Annotated in this window: 21 protein-coding genes and 1 pseudogene; 9 read left to right on the top strand and 13 right to left on the bottom strand. The window is 61.4% G+C overall.

Annotated elements, in window-relative coordinates:
- Positions 1 to 105: pseudogene (locus FHS89_RS16495) on the top strand (IS200/IS605 family transposase); the annotation flags it as partial.
- 64 nt (positions 106 to 169) lie between these two features.
- Here FHS89_RS16495 and smpB read toward each other — a convergent pair.
- Complete coding sequence (smpB, locus tag FHS89_RS16020; RefSeq protein ID WP_184013138.1) at positions 170 to 646, bottom strand: SsrA-binding protein SmpB; 477 nt, start codon at positions 644 to 646, stop codon at positions 170 to 172.
- A 51-nt stretch (positions 647 to 697) separates the two neighbouring features.
- Here smpB and FHS89_RS16015 point away from each other — a divergent pair, with 51 nt between their 5' ends.
- Together FHS89_RS16015 and sbmA are read left to right on the top strand one after the other, a co-directional pair.
- Positions 698 to 1432, top strand: coding sequence for a HugZ family pyridoxamine 5'-phosphate oxidase (locus FHS89_RS16015; protein WP_184013137.1), 735 nt, complete (start codon positions 698 to 700; stop codon positions 1430 to 1432).
- Positions 1433 to 1494: 62 nt separating this feature from the next.
- A complete protein-coding gene (gene sbmA / locus FHS89_RS16010; RefSeq protein ID WP_184013136.1) occupies positions 1495 to 2778 on the top strand; it encodes a peptide antibiotic transporter SbmA in 1284 nt (427 codons plus the stop codon).
- Between the two features lie 30 nt (positions 2779 to 2808).
- Here the strand turns inward: sbmA and bla are convergent, their stop codons facing one another.
- Both bla and dapA read right to left on the bottom strand, forming a co-directional pair.
- On the bottom strand, positions 2809 to 3648 hold the full coding sequence (bla, locus tag FHS89_RS16005) for a class A beta-lactamase (RefSeq protein WP_221229463.1): 840 nt from the start codon (positions 3646 to 3648) through the stop codon (positions 2809 to 2811).
- A gap of 115 nt (positions 3649 to 3763) precedes the next feature.
- On the bottom strand, positions 3764 to 4636 hold the full coding sequence (gene dapA / locus FHS89_RS16000; RefSeq protein ID WP_184013134.1) for a 4-hydroxy-tetrahydrodipicolinate synthase: 873 nt from the start codon (positions 4634 to 4636) through the stop codon (positions 3764 to 3766).
- Positions 4637 to 4798: 162 nt separating this feature from the next.
- Here dapA and FHS89_RS15995 point away from each other — a divergent pair, with 162 nt between their 5' ends.
- Positions 4799 to 6760: a lytic transglycosylase domain-containing protein gene (locus tag FHS89_RS15995; RefSeq protein WP_184013133.1), complete on the top strand. Its 1962-nt coding sequence runs from the start codon at positions 4799 to 4801 to the stop codon at positions 6758 to 6760.
- Positions 6761 to 6821: 61 nt separating this feature from the next.
- On the opposite strand, the gene FHS89_RS15990 is transcribed toward FHS89_RS15995, so the two are convergent.
- Complete coding sequence (locus tag FHS89_RS15990) at positions 6822 to 8009, bottom strand: MFS transporter (RefSeq protein WP_246413997.1); 1188 nt, start codon at positions 8007 to 8009, stop codon at positions 6822 to 6824.
- A gap of 338 nt (positions 8010 to 8347) precedes the next feature.
- On the opposite strand from FHS89_RS15990, the gene FHS89_RS15985 reads away from it, so the two are divergent.
- Complete coding sequence (locus FHS89_RS15985) at positions 8348 to 9172, top strand: LuxR C-terminal-related transcriptional regulator (protein WP_246413995.1); 825 nt, start codon at positions 8348 to 8350, stop codon at positions 9170 to 9172.
- A 96-nt stretch (positions 9173 to 9268) separates the two neighbouring features.
- Here the strand turns inward: FHS89_RS15985 and FHS89_RS15980 are convergent, their stop codons facing one another.
- Positions 9269 to 10132, bottom strand: coding sequence for a DMT family transporter (locus tag FHS89_RS15980; RefSeq protein ID WP_184013132.1), 864 nt, complete (start codon positions 10130 to 10132; stop codon positions 9269 to 9271).
- Between the two features lie 57 nt (positions 10133 to 10189).
- Here FHS89_RS15980 and FHS89_RS15975 point away from each other — a divergent pair, with 57 nt between their 5' ends.
- The gene (locus tag FHS89_RS15975) at positions 10190 to 10840 is read left to right on the top strand and encodes a pseudouridine synthase (RefSeq protein ID WP_425502820.1); all 651 of its coding nucleotides are present in this window, start codon (positions 10190 to 10192) and stop codon (positions 10838 to 10840) included.
- 13 nt (positions 10841 to 10853) lie between these two features.
- Here the strand turns inward: FHS89_RS15975 and FHS89_RS15970 are convergent, their stop codons facing one another.
- A complete protein-coding gene (locus FHS89_RS15970; RefSeq protein WP_184013131.1) occupies positions 10854 to 11213 on the bottom strand; it encodes a hypothetical protein in 360 nt (119 codons plus the stop codon).
- A gap of 175 nt (positions 11214 to 11388) precedes the next feature.
- Here FHS89_RS15970 and FHS89_RS15965 point away from each other — a divergent pair, with 175 nt between their 5' ends.
- Positions 11389 to 11547, top strand: a complete 159-nt coding sequence (locus tag FHS89_RS15965) for a YqaE/Pmp3 family membrane protein (RefSeq protein WP_184013130.1) — start codon at positions 11389 to 11391, stop codon at positions 11545 to 11547.
- Entirely contained in the window at positions 11544 to 11891 is a 348-nt protein-coding gene (locus FHS89_RS15960; RefSeq protein ID WP_184013129.1) for a DUF4112 domain-containing protein, read from the top strand. The genes FHS89_RS15965 and FHS89_RS15960 overlap by 4 nt, the downstream gene beginning before the upstream one ends.
- Before the next feature lie 51 nt (positions 11892 to 11942).
- Here the strand turns inward: FHS89_RS15960 and pnp are convergent, their stop codons facing one another.
- The 7 genes from pnp to rbfA all read right to left on the bottom strand — a co-directional run bounded on the left by pnp (position 11943) and on the right by rbfA (position 19020).
- Complete coding sequence (pnp, locus tag FHS89_RS15955) at positions 11943 to 14063, bottom strand: polyribonucleotide nucleotidyltransferase (RefSeq protein WP_184013128.1); 2121 nt, start codon at positions 14061 to 14063, stop codon at positions 11943 to 11945.
- A gap of 211 nt (positions 14064 to 14274) precedes the next feature.
- On the bottom strand, positions 14275 to 14544 hold the full coding sequence (gene rpsO / locus FHS89_RS15950; protein WP_184013127.1) for a 30S ribosomal protein S15: 270 nt from the start codon (positions 14542 to 14544) through the stop codon (positions 14275 to 14277).
- A 162-nt stretch (positions 14545 to 14706) separates the two neighbouring features.
- Positions 14707 to 15576: a DMT family transporter gene (locus tag FHS89_RS15945; RefSeq protein ID WP_184013126.1), complete on the bottom strand. Its 870-nt coding sequence runs from the start codon at positions 15574 to 15576 to the stop codon at positions 14707 to 14709.
- Positions 15573 to 16085 (bottom strand): DUF1643 domain-containing protein, encoded by a 513-nt coding sequence (locus tag FHS89_RS15940; protein ID WP_184013125.1) that lies wholly within the window; start codon positions 16083 to 16085, stop codon positions 15573 to 15575. Before FHS89_RS15940 ends, FHS89_RS15945 begins: the two co-directional genes overlap by 4 nt.
- A gap of 87 nt (positions 16086 to 16172) precedes the next feature.
- Positions 16173 to 17090 carry a tRNA pseudouridine(55) synthase TruB gene (gene truB, locus FHS89_RS15935; protein ID WP_184013124.1) on the bottom strand — a complete coding sequence of 306 codons (918 nt, stop codon included), beginning with the start codon at positions 17088 to 17090 and terminating at the stop codon, positions 16173 to 16175.
- Between the two features lie 13 nt (positions 17091 to 17103).
- A complete protein-coding gene (locus tag FHS89_RS15930) occupies positions 17104 to 18597 on the bottom strand; it encodes a sulfotransferase family 2 domain-containing protein (RefSeq protein WP_184013123.1) in 1494 nt (497 codons plus the stop codon).
- Positions 18598 to 18612: 15 nt separating this feature from the next.
- The gene (rbfA, locus tag FHS89_RS15925; protein WP_184013122.1) at positions 18613 to 19020 is read right to left on the bottom strand and encodes a 30S ribosome-binding factor RbfA; all 408 of its coding nucleotides are present in this window, start codon (positions 19018 to 19020) and stop codon (positions 18613 to 18615) included.
- Positions 19021 to 19123: 103 nt separating this feature from the next.
- Here rbfA and dapB point away from each other — a divergent pair, with 103 nt between their 5' ends.
- Positions 19124 to 19936 carry a 4-hydroxy-tetrahydrodipicolinate reductase gene (gene dapB / locus FHS89_RS15920; protein ID WP_184013139.1) on the top strand — a complete coding sequence of 271 codons (813 nt, stop codon included), beginning with the start codon at positions 19124 to 19126 and terminating at the stop codon, positions 19934 to 19936.
- The last annotated feature ends 233 nt before the right edge of the window (positions 19937 to 20169 follow it).

Raw genomic sequence — 20169 nt, 5'->3', positions numbered from 1 at the left:
TGGGCCCGCGGGTATTTCTGCACGACCAGCGGGAATGTCACGAATGACCTGGTACTTCAGTACCTCGCGACGCACAGCCCAGATGCTACCGACGTAAGTCGGTAGTGGTTCACTTTCTTCAAATAGTCCCCGCCGGAGGCCACGATTTTCCGGGTACTCGGAAAATCGTTCACCCCCGTTCGCGCAGGATGCGGGCCTTTTGCCGATCCCAGTCGCGCTTCTTCTCGGTGTCGCGCTTGTCGGCCATCTTCTTACCCTTGGCGAGGCCGAGTTTGAGCTTCGCGATGCCCTTCCCGTTGAAATAGAGACTCAGGGGCACGATCGTGATCCCCTCTCGCCCAGTCGCCTGCCAGAGCTTTGACAACTCCCGCTTGGTGACAAGCAGTTTGCGACGGCGCTTTTCCTCATGGGCGAAGGTTTTGGCTTGTTTGTAGGGCGCGATATAGCCGTTGATGAGCCACAATTCGCCATCCTCGACGCTGGCATAGCTTTCAGCGATATTCGCCCCGCCCACGCGCAGGGATTTCACTTCGGACCCTTCGAGCACGATGCCCGCGTCCAAAGTGTCCTCAATGAAATACTGGTGCCGGGCCTTGCGGTTTTCGGCGACAGTTTTGGAATTGGTATCTGATTTATTGGCGGCCATGACGTTGGGGATGTATGCTCTGGCACTGTGTCTGTCCAGTGGGGGTTTGGAATGACCAAGAAGGATGTGCTGCGCAAAACAGACGATGAGGCCCGCAGGCTTGCGCAGAATTTGATGCGGCGTGCGAGCTATGGATCGCTCGCGGTGCTGGAGCCGGAGACGGGCGTGCCGCTGGCCTCCCGTGTGAGCATTGCCACGGATTACTCTGGCGCGCCGGTGATCCTGATTTCGCAGCTTTCCGCCCATTTCGGCGCGCTGGAGCAGGACACCCGCTGTTCGTTGATGCTGGGGGAGCCGGGGCGGGGCGATCCGCTGGCCCATCCCCGGGTCACGCTTGTGTGCAATGCCGTGATCGCACCCCGAAAGGACATTCGCGCGCGCTTCCTGTCCTATCAGCCCAAGGCCGCACTTTATGCCGATTTCGGGGATTTCGCGTTCTGGCGGCTGATGCCGGAGCGGGCTTCGCTCAATGGCGGGTTTGGCAAGGCCTATGCGCTCGCGGCCGACGACGTGCTGACCCCGGTGCCAGAGGGTTGGGCGGCGTTGGAGCCGGAGGCCGTGGCGCATATGAACAGCGATCATCCCGACGCCGTGCAGCTTTATGCCGAATGCGCAGGCGCCTCTCCCGCGCCATGGCGGATCGCGGGACTTGATCCGGACGGGATCGACCTGCACGCGGGGTCCATCACCGAACGGCTCTGGTTTGATCGCAGGCTCACCAAACCGGAGGAGCTTCACCCCAAATTGATCGCCATCGCGAAACAGGCCCGCAAAGATAAGGGTTGAACCTGACGCTGACTGCATCATGGTAACCTTTAACAAAATAAGGTTCGACAGGGGGCCATTTCGTGTTTGAGAGTTTTTTCCCGCGGCCAAAGCTGCTGGTTCTATCCGCGACCATCTATGCGCTGATTTGTGTGCTGGGCTGGTATCTGATCCCGCTCAAGGATATGGGCGGCACATTCAGCATCGGCCAGATCCTCGGGTGGGATTTCCCGATCCCGCTGACCGAAGGCGCGGATGAGGAGACCGCCGCGATATTCGAGGAGGCGCAATCGGGCGCGCAATCCTTCTGGCTCTACCAGTATGTGCTGACCTGCTACACGCTGTTCACGCTGATCTGGCTGAAAATCTCTGATCACAAATGGGCCAGATGGTCCATTGCCGGGTCTGCCTTGATCATCTTTGTGACGTGGTTTCAGGTCCAGCTCGATGTGTTTTTCAACGCGTGGTATCGCGATTTCTTTGACCTCATTCAGGTCGCGCTGGCGGAGGAAGGGGCCGTCACACTGGGCGAATATTACGGGCAATTGGCAACCTTCCTGATGGTTGCCTTGCCGTATGTGATCCTCGTGGTGATGAAGCTCTTTTTCACCAGCCACTATGTGTTCCGTTGGCGCACGGCGATGAATGACCGCTACACGGGTATGTGGGAAGAAGTCCGTGATATTGAGGGTGCGTCCCAGCGTATTCAGGAGGACACGCAGCGGTTTTCCTCCATCCTGCAAAGCCTCGGCGTGAGCGTGATCGACAGTGTGATGACGCTGATCGCGTTCCTGCCGATCCTGTGGGGGCTGTCTGTTTACGTCTCCGAAATTCCGCTTCTGGGGGAAGTGCCGCAGGCGCTGGTGATCGTGGCGATCCTGTGGTCCGTGTTCGGCACGGGTCTGATGGCGCTCGCAGGGTACCGCTTGCCGGGGCTGGAATTCCGCAACCAGCGGGTCGAGGCGGCTTATCGTAAGGAATTGGTGCTGGGCGAGGATTACATGGACCGCGCGCAGCCGCTGACCTTGGGCGAATTGTTCGGTAATGTCCGGCGCAACTATTTCAGGCTCTATCTGGAATACACCTATTTCAACGTCATTCGGATCACCTATCTGCAAATCGGCAACCTTATCCCGATGTTCGCGATGGGACCGACGATTGTGGCCGCTGGCGTGACGTTTGGCCTGTTCCAGCAGATCCTGAACGCGTTTGGCCGGGTGGAAAACTCCTTCCAGTTCCTTGTGAATTCATGGCCGACGATCATTGATCTGATCTCCATCCACAAACGCCTTGCCGCGTTCGAGGCAGAGATTGAGGGCCGTCGCCTTTCCGCGATTGAGCAGGAGCCAGAGACGCGGGCGGTTTAACGCCCGTCGTCACTTGAAATGCGCTGACAGCTAGGGGCGGGTGCGTGCAACAATCGCCGCGCCAACCTCCGCAATCGCTGCATTGCGCCGAGGGAAGGACGCGTCGGTCTCCGTGATGAAAAGGGCAGCAATGATGGGCTGTCTTTGGGGAGGATAAAGCACCGCGACGATGGACCGTGATCCATACCCGCCCGCGCCAGTGCGATCCTCAATCGCCCAGTCCGGGGGAAGGGCTGCGCGAAACAGGTCATCTGCCACGCTATGTTGGGCAAGCCATCCACGCAAAATGGCGCGAGAGGGCGCGGGCAGTCCCTCCCCAAGCAGCAGGTGTTCCACGGAATTGGCAATCGCGCGCGGTGTGGTCGTGTCGCGCGGATCACCCGGTCGGGCGGCGTTCAGATCCGGCTCCATCCGGTCCAGTCGCGTGACCGCGTCCCCGATTGATCTGAGATAGGCGGTCAAACCGGCAGGGCCGCCGATCTTTGACAACACGACATTCGCAGCGGTGTTGTCGCTGACCGAAAGGGTCATGCGGCACGCATCGTCAAGGGATAGGGTGCCATTGCCTACTGCCATATGGGCCTGCACCGCGGGGGAATAGGATACGATCTCGATCTCATCGAGCTGAACCGTATCCGTCAGGCGCGCATCGCCCTTGGTCACGCTGTGCAATGCAGCACCACACGCCAGAAGTTTGAACGTGCTGTTGAGTGGAAACCGATCATCGGCGGCGTGGGTGATCACCTCACCGCTTTCCACATCGCGCATATAAAATCCAACCCGCGCGCCCAAGTCCCGCTCAATGCGATGGATGGCGTCACGCACGGGTTCGGCATGGGCTGCAAGCGGGGCGCATGTGATCAGAATCACCGCTTGGACGAAGGTGAATAACCGCATTGCGTGCCTGACCATTGCGCCCCTTTCAGACGAAAATGGACCGGCTCTGGTGAGGCGGTCCATTCAATTTCCTGAGCGTTTGGCGCCCTTAGATCAGATCGAGCGATTTCAGCGCCGCATCAATCGCGGCTTTCGTCTCATCGGATGCTTCGACCAGCGGGAGGCGCAGTTCGCCGGAGCATAGCCCGAGGCGCGACAGCGCGTATTTCACGCCCACGACGCCCGGCTCCATGAAGATTGCAGTATGCAGCGGCATCATCCGGTCCTGATAGTCGAGCGCCAGCGCCCAATCGCCCGCGTGCATCGCGTTCTGGAATTCCGCACACAGGCGCGGGGCGACATTCGCGGTCACCGAAATGCAGCCGATCCCGCCATGCGCGTTAAAGCCAAGCGCACTTGCATCCTCTGCCGAGAATTGGAGGAAATCCTTGCCGCAGGCCGCGCGCTGTTCGGACACGCGGGCGATGTCGGCGGTTGCATCCTTCACCCCTGCGATGCGCGGCAGCTTCGCCAACTCACCCATCGTTGCCGGGGTCATGTCGATCACGGAACGGGGCGGGATATTGTAGATGAAGATCGGCAGATTGCACGCGTCATGGATCGCCGTGTAATGGGCGATCAGGCCGCGCTGGGTCGGCTTGTTGTAGTAGGGTGTGACGACGAGGATCGCATCCGCGCCCACTTTTTCCGCGTGCTGGGCCAGGCGGATCGACTCGGCGGTGTTGTTCGAGCCCGCGCCCGCGATCACGGGCACACGGCCGGCGGCCTCCTGAACGACAATCTCAACCACACGGTCATGCTCGTCATGGCTCACGGTCGGGGATTCCCCGGTCGTGCCCATCGGCACCAGCCCGTGCGATCCTTCTTCGATCTGCCAGTTTACGAGGTGTTTCAGCGCCTTCTCATCCACTTTTCCGTCCAGAAACGGTGTGGCGAGCGCGGGCATGGAACCTCTAAACATGGCAAAGCCTTTCTACGGGTTGGGGCCGGACTGCGGCCCATGGAAAACGCGCGGAACCTAGCGCCGAATTGATCCGGCGGCAAGCATGTGACCAAAGACGTAAGCGCGCAGCTATGTTAAGCTGAAAAGAAAACACATCAGAATGACAGAGCAGGAGAGATCATGCGCGGCAGAGCATGGATTGCAGGGCTGTGCGCCCTGATCGTGACGGGCGCCAGCGGACCAGCGCGGGCCGAATTGCCCCCTTCCCCGGTCCTTACCCTCGCCTTTGAGGCGGTGGATGACAGCGATTGGGTAAGCGCGTTCACATTGGCAGAGCGGCTCAATGATCCGGCGGCCGTGGATCTGATCCAATGGCACCGCCTGCGGGACGGGCAGGGTGCGTGGTGGGAATATATCGACTTTCTCTCCACCCATCCCGATTGGCCCGGCCTTTCCCGCCTGCGCCGAGAGGGCGAGCGGCAATTGCCCGCCGGGGAACACCCGGTCGTCGTCACCGCTTATTTCGAGGGCGACGCACCCGCGACCGGCAACGGTGCGTTGCGTTTGGCCAATGCGCAGGCAGCCCTTGGCCAGACCGATCAGGCCCGCGACACGATCACGGCTGCGTGGCGCACCCTGTCGCTCGATGCCGAGGAGAAAAGCGCCATCCTTTCGCAATGGGGCACGGTGCTGCAAACCCACCACTGGGCGCGCACCGATCACCTGATCTGGGAAGGGCAGATGCGCGATGCGGAGGCGATGCTGCCGCTTCTCAGCCCCGATTACCGCGCACTTGCCACCGCGCGCATTTCGTTGCGCCGGACGGAGAATGGCGTGAACGCGCTCATCGACCGTATTCCCGCCGCGCTGCAATCTGACCCCGGCCTTGCCCATGATCGGATGGTTTGGCGGATGCGCAAGGGCAATTGGGACGGCGCGCGGGAAATGGTGCTGGCCTCATCGGAGAGTGCCGCGACGCTTGGCCGACCGGAGGCATGGGGGGATCGCCGCCGCTCGCTCGCGCGCAGTGCGATGCGGTCGGGCGACATCACGGATGCCTACCGGCTTGCTGCCAATCACCACATGACTGTGGGCTATGGCCGGGCGGATATGGAATGGTTCGCGGGCTGGGTGCAGCTACGCAAATTCCGCCAGCCGGATCGCGCGATCCCCCATTTTGAGCGGTTCCTGAGCATGGTGGAGACGCCGATCTCCGTCGCGCGCGGGGCCTATTGGCTGGGCCGCGCGGAGGAGGCGCGGGGCCGCACCACCGCCGCGCGGGAGATGTACGCGCTCGCCGGGCAACACCAGACCACGTTCTATGGCCAGTTGGCAGCAGAGCGTGGCGGTATCGCTGTTGACACGAGCATCATCGGCACCCGACAGGGGGTGAACTGGCAAGGCGCGTCCTTCGTCGGCTCCCCGCTGCTGCACCTCGCCAATCTGGCCCATCAGGGCGGCGACTGGATCACGGCGGAATTGTTCCTGACCCGCATAGCACTTGACCTGCAAAACCCGGCGGAGCAGGAATTGCTCGCGCAATATGCGATTGACCAGTTTGGCCGGGCAGACACCGCCGTGCGCCTGTCAAAGCAGGCAGCGGGGGACGGCTTGGTCTTTCCAAACACGGCCTATCCGGTGACGGAGCTTGCCTCGTTCCAATCCCGTGTCCCGGTGGAGATCGTCAAATCCCTCGCCCGGCAGGAAAGCGAGTTGAACCCGGAGGCCATCAGCCATGCGGGCGCACGCGGCCTGATGCAGGTGATGCCCGCAACCGCGCAGGGTATCTCCCGGCGGTTGGGATTGCCCTATGCCGAGAGCCGCCTGACGGAGGACTGGCAATATAACGCGACGCTCGGGTCCGATTATCTGGGCGATCTGCTGGATGAATTTCGCGGCTCCATCGTGTTGTCCGCGATTGGCTACAACGCGGGGCGCAGCCGGGCCTATCAATGGATGGAGCGTTACGGCGATCCGCGCCGCATGAGCCCCGATGAGGTGATCGACTGGATCGAAACGATCCCCTTCAACGAGACCCGCAATTATGTGCAGCGCGTGGTGGAAGGGATGCATGTCTACCGCCAACGGCTGACCGGTCAGGCCGTGCCGTTGCAGATCAACGCGGATATCACGCGGGGCTGAGCAAGACGGGCTATTGGCCGCGGCGGTATCGTGCCGCCTGATTAAGTGCCGGTTGTCTCATTTAGTCTGGGCGGCCCTGTGGCCGTGATTTGATGACCTGAAACGCGAGCGCCAAGGGCACGACGCTCGCGAACAGGAGCATGGCAAGCCAGATCGGGCCTTGAGGCTTTCCGGTTGCATCCAGTATCGCGCCGGCTGTGGGTGGTGTGGCCAGCATGATGGCGTAGTAAACCGTGAAGAAAACCCCCATGCCAAAGGCGCGCACCTCTGGCCTGAGCGCCAGACCGGCCAATGCCATGATGACCCCAGCGGGTGCCATCCCGACCAGTCCGAAAAGCAGACTAGCGGCCAGCCCCGCGCCGGGATAGCTCAGCAGCCACAGCGCAGCTACAGCGCCCACCATACACACCGACAGGACAAGGGTGCGACGCCCAAACCGGTCCACGATCTGCCCACACGCCGCTCCAGAGCCAATCATCAGCCAACTGCCAACGCTGATTATGCCCGCAGCGGCAATCGCCGTCTGACCAAGGGCTTCCAACACTTTTGGCCCGAAGGACAGATAGGTCACATAAGCCGCATTAAAGACGCCCCAGGCCGCGCCCGCGCTAAAGATCAAACGCCATTCCTGACCGGTCAACCGTGCGGCGCGACCGGATGTGACCGCAGGCAGGTCATCGGGCGCGCGGTAAAGGAAAAAGACGGCGGCTGCGGCCAACGCGCAATACAGGGATGCGACCTGAAAGGGCAGGCGCCAGTCATAAACCTCTGCCAGCCACGCATGGCCCACCTGACCCATGGCGATGCCGAAAGGCCATGACATCACCAGAATGCTCATGGCCGTTGCGATTTCACGCCCGTCGAACCAGTCAGCCACCATCTTGGTGAAATAGAGGTTGATGATGAGAAATCCGATCCCCGCAATCATGCGCCCCGCGCCAACGCCCGTACCGCCCCCCGCAAAAGCAGAGATCAGCCCTCCAGCCGCCAGCGCCACAAGCCCCAAGACCGCCATCTCACGATCTGAGATGAGCCTTCCGAGGTATCCAGCCGGGAGCGCCAAAACCACGCCCGGTGCCATGAACAACCCGATCAGCAGGCCAATGCTTGTGTAATCAAGTCCGAAAGCAACGATCAAATCGTCACCGACGGAGGCCAGCGTCTGGAACTGAAGGCCCATGCCGACGCGGGCCAAAAACAACAGTGAAAGAATCCGCCAGCGCATCACGATCTGCCCCGCCGTTGCCATGCTCGCGCATTGGTCAATCTGTTGGACATCTTGATGCTCTCGCCACAATCGAAGCGCAGGCCCCGGGCATCGTCTGACACTACCATTTGGCTGCGTGGCCTTGCCATCCCGCCCTGTCCCGGTTGGGTGAAACGCGCGGTGACCGTCACCGCACTCCCATCCATGCCAAATGCTATCATGTCGATAATCCTGATCCGAGGTGACCGAACTGAAGCTTAGGCAGGTGGCACATCCCGGCCCATCCGGCAGATGCAGTAAACTGGCATCTCCCGTGCCGTATCTGGCTACTGCATTTGCAGGATTGTTCTGCTTTTGGCGTTTGGTAACGTGGATGGTGCATGACAGATGGACGTTCGCCGATGCTCAACGACACCGATCTCAGCCCTAGAGAGCGACAGATTGCCGAGCGCTATGCCGAAGGTCGCAGTTATCAGGAGATTTCGGCTGAGTTGCATATCGCGCCGTCCACCGTGCGCACCCATCTCGCCACGATCTATCGCAAGCTTGAAGTGTCGTCCAAAGTCGAACTGGCCAAACGACTTTCCGATGGGATCGCGGCCCCGCGCAGTCACGAGGATCATGCGGCCATTATCTCAGAACTTGCACTCAGCCTTGAGGAGGCTTTGAGCCGCGAAAAGGCGCTGAGCGAAGTGTTGCGCATCATCGGCGCGTCGCATGGCGATCTGAACCGCGTGATGCCTGCGATCTTACGGTATGCGCTTGATCTGTGTGATGCTGAATTCGGTATTCTGTTTGAACATCACGGTCAGGGGCGGTTTCGGGCACGCTTTACACTGGGTATTCCGAGCCCCTTTCAGGCGTGGCTGGATGATAGCGGCACGTTCAGCGCGGGGGATCAGACAGGGCTGGGCCGGATGGTCAGGCAACGCGCTGTGGTGAACATCATTGATGTAAAGTCCGAGGCGCTTTACCGGAGTGACGATCCGCTCCGGTTCGCCACGGCTGATCTGGGCGGTGCGCGGTCCTTTGTTGCGATCCCGATGCTGGCGGCGGATCGGCTTGTTGGGGCATTCACGGTCTATCGGCAATCAGTGCGTCCATTCTCAGATGACGCCCTTCGGACGGCGCAGATGTTCGCGGCGCAAAGCGTGATTGCGTTAGAAAATGCGCGCCTTATCGACAATCGCGATCACCGCCCGTGATTTTTTCGATGGTCTCACGCGCGGCAGAGAATGGCGTGGTCTCTTTCGCCGGTGCGCCGCCTGAAGTGCGAGGCCCTAACCGCGAAGGGCTGCGCGCTACCGCACGCGCCGTTCTCTGACCACAGTGTAAATGCCCGCGCCCACGATGATCGCGGCCCCGATCACGGTATAGGCATCGACCGTTTCGCCAAACAGGGTCAGGCCCATGGATGCCGCAAACACCAGTTGGAAATAGGCGAAGGGTTGGACAACGCCTGCCTCTGCCGTCTCATAGGTCTTGATCAACAGCCAATGCCCGAACGCACCGGTGAGGCATAACAGCCCCATCCATGCCCAATCCGGGCCGGTCATCGGCTCCCAAAAGAACGGCCCGACAAAGCTGATGCCAACAGCCCCCGCGATCCCCGTATAGAAAAAGCTGGTGCGCGCGCTGTCCTTGATCGCGGCATAGCGGGTCAACAGACCGTAAAGTGCGAACATTAACGCAGCCAAAAGGGGCACGAGCGCTTCGGGGCTGAACACCTTGAACCCCGGGCGCAGGATGATCAGCACACCGATGAACCCAACGCCAATCGCCGCCCAGCGGCGCCAACCCACCTGCTCCCCCAGAACGGGGCCGGAGAGGGCAGCGATCAGAAGGGGGTAGGCTGCGAAAATCGCATGGCTTTCCGTCAGGCCGAGGAGCGTAAACGCGGTCACCATCACGCAAATCTCCGCCACCAGCAGGATACCGCGAAAGATCTGCAACACCGGCTGTTCGGTCCGGGCAACCGCGCGCACGCCACCCTGACGCGCCGCAATCGTCAATACGAACAGCGCGAAAAACCAGTAGCGGATCATCACCACCATATAGACGTTATACTCAGACGCGAGGTGCCGGCTGATCCCGTCTTGGGCTGCAAACACGAAAGTGGTGGCGATCATCAGAAGGATGCCTGCACGGGTGTTTGATGTCTGCATGTTGCGCGGGGCCTCCTGTCGCGATACCTGACGGGGAAATCGCGCCAAAGGCAAGCCATGAAACCGCCCCCCATGCCGGACTATCATCCGCCCACGGACACCATCGAGGTGCTGCATCGCGATGAGAGCCTGCTGGTGGTGGTAAAGCCTGCGGGGCTGCTTTCCGTGCCCGGGAAAGACCCGGCACATGCCGATTGCCTTTTGTCGCGGCTGGTGGCGGATGATCCGCGTGTGTTGCTGGTGCATCGGCTCGATATGGACACGTCTGGCGTGATGGTGTTTGCCCGCACGGCTGCCGCGCAGCGTCATCTGGGCCTGCAATTCGAGCGGCGGCATCTGCGCAAAACCTATATCGCACGGGTCGCGGGCCATGTGGCGGGCGATCAAGGGCGCATTGATCTGCCGCTCATCGCGGATTGGCCCAATCGCCCCTTGCAAAAGGTCTGTTTTGAGACGGGAAAGCCCGCGCGCACGGATTGGAAAGTGGTGGAGCGGGGCGCGGACACCACGCTCCTGCGGCTGTTTCCGCTCACCGGGCGGTCACATCAACTCAGGGTGCATTGTCGGGAGATGGGTCATCCGATCCTTGGCGACCGGTTCTATGGCGGCCCACCTGCGCCGCGCCTGATGCTCCATGCCGCGCGCCTCACGCTGCGCCACCCTGAGGGTGGCGCAGAAGTCTCGTTTTCTCTGGATGTGCCGCTTTAGTATGCTGGTTCAATTACCACATTGAGATGCCGACCAAATGCGTCTGCCCTGGCGTTTTTGAGACAAGCGTGGCTGATGTCAGTGAGATATAGAGTGACTTAGCGCCTGTCGGCAGGGCAAAGGTTGGCGAGGATGTGCCATCGCCTTCAACCGTGAAATCCTGACCACCTGGATCCAAATCCGTCGAAATGTTGAACACGCATTTGTAGTTATAGGCGTACACGCAGACATTGGCGGGGGGATTGGTGTTCCAGTTGGCATCGAACCAAACAGATTTCAGGTCGATGTCCGCTGTAATCGAGTTGCAACCTGCGGGCGCGCCATTGGCTTGCGCGGCTGCGTTCATTTTATCTAGGGCTTCAGACTTAGACATGGATGTACTCCTACTCAGTTAACACCAAAATGCTGGAGCACGCGCATTGATCGCGCAATCTGGATAATCGTGAATAAAGAGTGAAAATCACCCGCTTTTGGGGCCGATTTGGAACCAATCATCTGAGTCCGCAGTTGGGTATGGTGACTCACGTTGCTTTAAAGGAGCTTCCGACATGGACCTGATCCGCATTCTTATCGCTGTCCTTCTGCCGCCTTTGGGCGTGTTCTTGCAGGTCGGTATCGGCAAGCATTTCTGGCTGAATATCCTGCTGACCCTGCTTGGCTATATCCCCGGTATCGTCCATGCCGTCTGGGTGATCGCCAAGAAATGACGCCGGATAAGGCCGCGCGGGTGGAGCGCATCGCGCATGTGATGGACCAATCCGTGCGGCTGCCGGGCACGCGCATCCGGCTGGGGCTTGACGGGCTATTGGGCCTTGTGCCCGGTATTGGCGACACGCTTGCGCTAGCCGTGTCGGCCTACATCCCCGTCACGGCTTGGAGGGCGGGTGCGCGCAAACGCACGCTTCTGCGGATGATGGGTAATGTGACCGCCGACTGGCTGATCGGGCTGGTGCCACTGGCGGGCGATCTGTTCGATATTGGGTTCAAGGCAAACACGCGCAACGCGCGCCTGTTTCGCGAGGAATTCGACCTGCCCCCGCAAGACCCATGAAAAAAGCCCCGGTGTGTCCACCGGGGCTTTCCTGTTTCACGAAAGGGGGGATTAATCCTCTTTCTTGATCTCTTCGCCGGTTTCCTGATCGACGACTTTCATCGACAGGCGGACCTTGCCACGGTCGTCAAAGCCCATGAGCTTGACCTTCACCTCTTGGCCCTCTTTCACGAGGTCGGACGGGTGGTTGACCCGCTCTTGCGCCATTTGGGACACATGGACGAGGCCGTCGCGCTTACCAAAGAAGTTCACGAAGGCGCCGAAATCCATGACCTTCACCACCTTACCAGTGTAGATCGCGCCCTCTTCCGGCTCTGCCACGATGCCGTGGATCATTGCGCGGGCTTTCTCAATCGCTTCGCCGTTCGGGGAGGCGATTTTGATGATGCCGTCATCGTTGATGTCGACCTTCGCGCCGGACACTTCGACGATCTCACGGATCACCTTACCGCCCGTGCCGATCACTTCGCGGATCTTGTCGGTCGGCACCTGCATCGTCTCGATGCGCGGCGCATGGACGGAGAAGTCAGCCGCACCGGTCAGCGCTTTCGACATCTCGCCAAGGATGTGCAAACGCCCACCTTTTGCCTGCTCCAGTGCGGTTTTCATGATTTCAGGCGTGATGCCCGCAACCTTGATATCCATCTGGAGCGAGGTGATGCCGTTCTCGGTCCCCGCAACCTTGAAGTCCATGTCGCCAAGGTGATCTTCGTCGCCAAGGATATCGGACAGAACCGCGAATTCCTCGCCTTCAAGGATCAGGCCCATCGCCACACCGGCAACCGCGGATTTCAGCGGCACGCCCGCATCCATCATCGACAGGGAGCCGCCACAGACGGACGCCATGGAGGAGGAGCCGTTGGATTCCGTGATCTCAGACACCACACGCACGGTGTAGGGGAAATCGGTCGCGGAAGGCAGCACCGCCTGAAGCGCGCGCCATGCGAGCTTCCCGTGGCCGATCTCACGACGACCCGGGCCCATCATCCGGCCGGTTTCACCGACGGAATAGGGCGGGAAGTTATAGTGCAGCATGAAGTTGGCGCGGCTTTCGCCATGCAGCGCGTCGATGATCTGCTCATCATCGCCGGTGCCCAGCGTGGTCACGACCAGACCTTGCGTTTCACCACGGGTGAACAGCGCGGAGCCATGCGTGCGGGGCAGAAGGCCGGTTTCGCAGGAAATCGCCCGGATGTCGTCAAGCTTACGCCCGTCGATCCGCACGCCGGTCTTGATCACATCGCCACGCAGGACGGAGGATTCGAGCTTTTTGAAGCAGGATCCGAGGTTCGCATCCTCAAGGTCTTCTTCGCTGAGCTGCGCGCGGACGGCCTCACGCGCGGCGGAAATCGCGGCCTGACGCTCCTGCTTGTCGCGGATCGCGAAAGCAGCGCGCATCGCTTCTTCGCCTGCGGCCTGAACGCGGCCATAAAGCTCGGAATAATCCGGCGGGGTGAAATCGAACGGCTCGTTCGCCGCTTCTTCCGCCATGGAGATGATAAGGTCGATCACAGGCTGCATCTGCTCATGGCCGAACACGACCGCGCCGAGCATTTCTTCTTCCGACAGCTCATAGGCTTCGGATTCGACCATCATCACGGCGTCTTTGGTGCCCGCAACGACAAGGTCGAGACGCTGCTCGGGATTGTCCCGCAGCTTCTGCATGTCGTCCACTTTCGGGTTCAGCGTGTATTCGCCGTTGGAAAAGCCAACGCGCGCACAGCCGATCGGCCCGCGGAACGGTGCGCCGGACAGGGTCAGCGCAGCGGAGGCCGCGATCATCGCCAGCACGTCCGGGTCGTTCTCAAGGTCGTGGGACAAAACGGTACAAACGACCTGCGTCTCATTCTTGAAACCCGGCACAAAGAGCGGGCGAATGGGGCGGTCGATCAGACGGGAGGTCAGGGTCTCTTTCTCCGTGGGGCGTGCCTCACGTTTGAAGAACCCACCGGGGATTTTACCCGCGGCATAGTATTTCTCTTGGTAGTGGACCGTCAGCGGGAAGAAATCGAGACCCGGCTTTGGCTGTTTGTCAAAGGTGACGGCGGCCATGACAGTGGTCTCGCCCAGCGTGGCGATCACGGTGCTGTCGGCCTGACGCGCGACCTTACCCGTTTCGAGCGTCAGCGTTTCGCCGCCCCACTCGATGGATTTACGAACTTCGTTGAACATATAGCTTCCTTCTCAAACGACGCTGCCCCCTGGCATCCGCCGCGTTCGGTCGGGCCATTGCCCGCCGCCCCCGTTTCAGAACATCCCGACGCGCAACTGGGGGAAGTGTCGCGCGCCCCTTCGGACTGGTGCGGATTGGTTGCCCGGGCGCACCCCCCGGATATGCGAAACGCGCCCATTGCGGGGCGCGTTCCGTGTATTCTGGCCTGCCTTAGCGGCGGATGCCGAGACGCTGGATGAGGGACTTATACCGCTCCTCGTCCTTCGCCTTGACGTAATCCAGCAGCTTCCGGCGCTGAGAGACCATTTTCAGGAGACCACGACGGGAGTGGTTGTCCTTCTTGTGGCTCTTGAAATGCTCGGTCAGCGTGGTGATGCGGCTGGTGAGGATCGCGATCTGCACGTCGGGGGAGCCAGTGTCGCCCTCTTTGGTCGCGTAATCCTTGATAAGCTGTGCTTTCAGCTCGGGTGTGATCGACATCGCATATACTCCTGTAACAGGGTGTTTTTGTAACAATGGGCAGGGGCCAAGCCGAGATGTCGTCCAGCAGGGTCGCCATACCCAATGCGTCGCATCGGGATCACCCCGCACGACGGCGCGTGTATGCACGAATCATCCCGCTTTGGGAAGGGGTGTTCCGCCCTAGGGTTGGAAAGAGCGCCGCGTCCGGATCAGACGGGAGATATTGAGCGCCCCAATCGCTGCCAGAACGATCATCCCGCCCAGCAGGGCAAGCGGGCCGGGCGCGTCCCCCAGCATCAGCCAGACGACAAACAGGCCAAAGGGCGCTTCCAACAGCAGGATAAGGCTCGTCTCTGCTGGCACCAGATAGCGCGCGGCGATGGTGATCAGCGAAAAGGACACGGGCACGATAATCATACCCATCAAGAGCAGCTTTGGCAGGGCCTCCGGCGTCGGCAGGGCAAGGCCGCCCATCGCGATGCCGCAAAACGCGATCACGACCCCCGCGCCGCCGGTCATCGGAACGAAGGACACTCCCTTCGCCGCGCGTGTAATCGTCAACGCCACCGCGAGCGAGAACGCGCAGATCAACGCGGCCAGATCCCCATACCAGACCCCTTCGCCCCCGGCACTTTCAACCGCGATCAACCCGATCCCGATCAGCACGGCAAGGATCGTCAGTTGCACCCGCCATGTGATCCGCTCTCCCAGAAAAATCCATCCAATGATCGCTGCCCAAACGGGCGAGGTCGCCACCAGAAACAGCGTATTGGCCACGGTGGTGTGGGAGGCTGCGAAAACGAACCCGCTCGCGGAAAACCCGAAGGTGACGCAATACCCAACGCCAAGCCAACCCGCCGCGCGCATCTCGGGCCATAACCGGCCGCGCTTGATGAGGATGAGCGCGCCGGTGACAACAGCGAATTGCATCACCCCGCGCCAGAACAGAATGACCGGAGCGGGCAGACCCATGGTCTTGATCAACAAGGCATCGGGGGCCAGCACGATGACCCCCAAAAGCGCAACCAATCCTGCGCGCGCGGGGGTCATGCCCCGATCTCCCAGCGGGTGGGCTGCACGGCATAGCCGATATAAAGCGGATGCTTCGGGTGCCCGTGTTTGGATAGGCCCAGCGTCAGCGGCTCAATGCCTGCGCGGTGCAGCATGTCCGCCACGGCTGGCCCGCGATCCAGATGCGCGCCATGGGTGCCCCATGCCGCAACCACCGCCTTGGCCCAATCGCAGCCTGCCATGATCGCGGCATCATTGCCCGGCCCGATGGGATCGGCAGCGGCGCGCATCACCTTTGGATCGGTCGCGCGATAGGCAAAGATGTTGCACACCCGAAACGCCCCATAGCCCAAGGCCCGCGCCCGCCGCTCGCACCGCTCCACGGTGGGGTCATTGCGAAATTCGTCGGCGGTGGACGGGTTGAGCATCAAAAACATCACCCCCGGCCCCTCCGCCCAACGGCGGGTGAGGGTATAACGGTACTGCTCACAGTCGGAAAACACGGCTGACGATACAGCCCGCTCATCCTGATGATGTCGTTCGATCATGCGGTGCAGTTAGCGCCGGATCGCGCATACTGGCAACCCGCTGCAATTTCTCCTTTCCAAAAATACCTCCCGCCGGAGGCATAAAAGTCAGGCCCGGTTTGTCGGCATCACCCGGCTGGGGTGCAATTCGCCAGCGCGGTACTGCCCGATCGCGATCGCGCGGCCTTCATAGCTGGCCCATGCCTCGTCACCGTATTCAACATCCCCGGCGGCGAACACCATGCCGGGATTGCCGTTCAACAGCTTTGCCGCGCCCTCAGGCGTGCATTGCACTTCCGGCAGATCGTTGAGGCCCGCCTCAACGGGAAGGATGTGTTGATCAAGAGCGGGATCTTTCGCCAACGCCTCGACCAGCGACAACGGGATCGCGTCCTCCAACTCGAATGGGCCGGACCAGATGCGGCGCAGGCTCAGCACATGCGCGTGACACCCCAGCACCGCGCCGAGGTCACGCGCAATCGAACGGACATAGCCGCCCTTGCCGCAAACCATCTCCAGCACGGCGGTGTCCGCGTCGGGCCGCTCCACCAGCGCGAGGCTTTCGACATGCAGCGGGCGGGCCGCGATCTCCATATCCTCGCCCGCGCGCGCACGGGCATAGGCGCGCTCCCCGTCGATTTTCACGGCGGAGAATTGGGGCGGCACCTGCATGATGTCGCCGGTAAACTGCGGCAGTGCCGCGCGGATATCGTCATCCGTGGGGCGGGCGTCACTTTGCGCGATGACCTGCCCTTCCCCGTCGTCGGTATTGGTGGCCTGCCCGAGGCGCACCGTAAAGGTGTAGGCCTTATCGGCATCGGTCACATAGGGGACTGTTTTCGTCGCTTCCCCAAGGGCCACGGCGAGGATACCCGTCGCCTCCGGGTCGAGCGTGCCCGAATGCCCCGCTTTTTGCGCCGAAAGCGCCCAGCGCACCTTGTTCACCACCGCGGTGGAGGTCGGCCCGGCGGGTTTGTCGATGATGAGCCACCCGTTGACCGGGCGGCCGGATTTACGTTTTCCCATGATGTCCCCTTGGTCAGGCCGGGGCGGTCTCTGCCGCCAGCGCCTGCTGGTACAATGCGTCATCCGCCGGGTACAAGGCCCGGATCATGGCTTCAAGCTCTTGTGTGACAATTCCGTCGGGCAGGGCGTTGCCGGGGGCCAAGCCGGGATCGGCATCAGCCAGCAGATCGAGCATATCGGCCTCCAGATGCGACCGCAGATTGTCCGCGAATGCCTGATACCGGATCAGGGTCATGCCACGCTCAACCGCGCTGGAAATCAGCGGATATTGGGGCCGGATTTGGATCACCGCATGATCGCCGTCGCGGCGCAGCCGCCGACGGGCCATGCTCACGAATTCATAGAAATAGGCGCGATGGGTGTCCGCGCTGTCCTCCAACCGTGGGGCGATGCCATTCACGGTGGCCACCACCCGCCGGTGCCACATCGACCGGTTCAGCACGACAAGCTGCGCATAGGCGTCCAAGAGCCGCCGGACCGGATCGCGGATCACGGCGATGCTGCGATATTCGGTCAGCTCCTCAGGCGACAGATCGGCCAATGCGCTCCACCGGTTCGTGTTGTCGAGGGTTGCGAACAGGGCAGAGATCGTGTCGGCCACCACATCGGTCGCGGCCACGGCTGCGACCTTGGCCCGGTGACTGGCGAACACCCGGACATGCCCCTTCGGATGGGGGATGATCGCTGGGATCGACACGCCCCGGCGTGAGGTTTCCTGCCCCTCCCATGCCTCTTTCGCGGCGATATAGCGCTCATAATCCTGCGCGTAGATGCGCCGCAATTCCTCATCCAGTTCCGGGGTGTCGGCAATCTTGGGCCGCCCTTCTTTCGAGCTATGGTTGCGCTCTGTCACGGCTTCCATTCGGGCCGCGAGATCGGGGATCACGGGGCGCAGGAATTCGGGCAACTGCCAGTTCAGCCCATCCAGCGTCAGCGGAACGATGTCAAACTCGCGCACTCGCCGCAGCCGCGCGGATTGCTGGCGCCAGTGAAAGTTGATCGGCTCGTCCGTGGCCCCTTTGAGGTTCTTGTCGATCCATCCGGCAAGGCGGATGCAATTGTCCACATGATGCTCAGGCGTCAGGCCCGGCACCAGTTTGAGCCCAATCTCCCGCTCCAGCCTGCTGCGCAGGGCCGGAAAATTGCGCGGACCATCGCCATAGATCTTGTCGAAATAGAAGGACAGGAATCGCTCCCTAGGGTCGCGCAACACGGTAAAGATATAGGGGCTCGACAGGATCTGTTCGGTCGGCACATCCCGCGCGCGGATCAGCCCGCGTTCGGTGTCATGCACGTGCTCCCCATCGGGATGCGAATGATTGTGATCCAGCGCGTAAAAGACATTCTTGAGAAAGGTCGAGCCGCATTTCGTGATCGACAGGTAATAGATCGGATAATTGCGCGTGGTGTAGAAGGCCCGCTTTCGCGCATCAGGATCGGGCCGCCACGCTGTGGGTCGGGTCGCTGGCTGTTTGCCATCCACCAATTTGCGAACCCATTTGCGCATATTTCCGTCCAGCCCCTATTCGTCGTCGGGCCGCTCCACATCCCGGCGCACCGCGTCCTGCGCCAACAATGCCCGTGTTTGCTCCATTTGGTCAAAGGTCTTGTCCGCGAGGAATGTCAGCTCAGGAGAATGCTTCAAGGTTAGAGAACGGTTAACGAGCCGCCGAATTTCTCCCTTGCGCCGCTCCAATGCGGCGACAACCGTGTCTGCCTCGCCACCGCCCAAGGGCAGGACATAGACTTTCGCGAGCCGCAGATCGCTGGTCATCACGACCTCTCCCACGGTGATCGACACGCCCGAGAGCGCGTCGTCGTAAATCTCGCCCCGCAGAAAAATGTCGCTCAGCGCACGCCGGATCACTTCGCCGACGCGAAGTTGCCGTTGGGAAGGGCCTGCGCCCTCGAAGGATCGGTTCTTTGCCATGCGGCTCACATCGGCGGATCATGGCGCGCTGTCAAGGGGGCAGGGCTTCTCCCCCGGCGTCAGACCCGTTAGGAAGGGGCAAATCACGATGAGGGAGGCCGCAATGGCGGATCAGGTGAAAATCACGGTGACCGGCGTGTCGGGCCGGATGGGGCAGATGCTGGTGCAGGCCGTGGCAGAGAATGACGCGACCGTGCTGACGGGCGCGACGGAGCGCCCGGGCCACCCCTGGATCGGTCAGGATCTGGGCGTGGCGCTGGGCGGTGCGGCGCTGGGCGTGATCGTGGAGGATGACCCGCTTGAGGCGATAGCGCGTTCCGGCGCGGTGCTCGATTTCACTGCGCCGAAGCCGACGGTAGAGCATGCCGGGCTGTGCGCTCAGGCCGGAGCCGCCCATGTGATCGGCACCACCGGGCTAAGTTCCGAGGATGCCGCCGCGATTGCCGCCGCCGCGCGCCATACGTCGATTGTGCAGGCGGGCAATTACTCACTCGGCGTGAACCTGCTGACCGTGCTGACGCAGCGGGTGGCCAAGGCGCTCGATCTCGATTTCGACATTGAGGTGGTGGAGATGCACCATAAACACAAGGTCGATGCGCCCTCGGGCACCGCCCTGATGCTGGGGGAGGCCGCTGCCGCCGGCCGGGGTGTGGCGCTGGAGGATGTCTCCGACCGCGCGCGCGACGGCATAACCGGAGAGCGCACACCGGGCGCGATCGGCTTCGCGGCCCTGCGCGGCGGCGATGTGGTGGGCGAGCATGACGTGATCTTCGCCGGCCCCGGTGAACGCCTGATCCTGCGCCATATCGCCAGCGACCGAATGATCTTTGCCCGTGGTGCGGTCAAGGCCGCACTGTGGGCCCGTGCCGCAAAGCCGGGCCAATATGACATGGTGGATGTGCTGGGGCTTAGCTGACTTTTATGCCTCCGGCGGGGTATATTTAAGGAAAGTGAAACGATTTTGGGTTTGGAATAGCCCCACGGTACAGGCGGGGACGCCGATGACCGTGAAAGTGAAAGGCACCCTGTCTCCGATCGTGAGGCAGGGTGTTTTCAATTCACTGTCCCTGATTTGGTTGAAGCCTTCGTCTTCAGACGAAAAAGCCGCGCTTCAGCGCGAAACTTTTGCTACATTGGTATCCTCCGGAA

Source organism: Rubricella aquisinus (assembly GCF_014199445.1).
Lineage (GTDB): Bacteria > Pseudomonadota > Alphaproteobacteria > Rhodobacterales > Rhodobacteraceae > Rubricella > Rubricella aquisinus.
The sequence above is the reverse complement of the archived record's forward strand: the minus strand, read 5'-3'. Positions and strand labels throughout refer to the sequence as shown.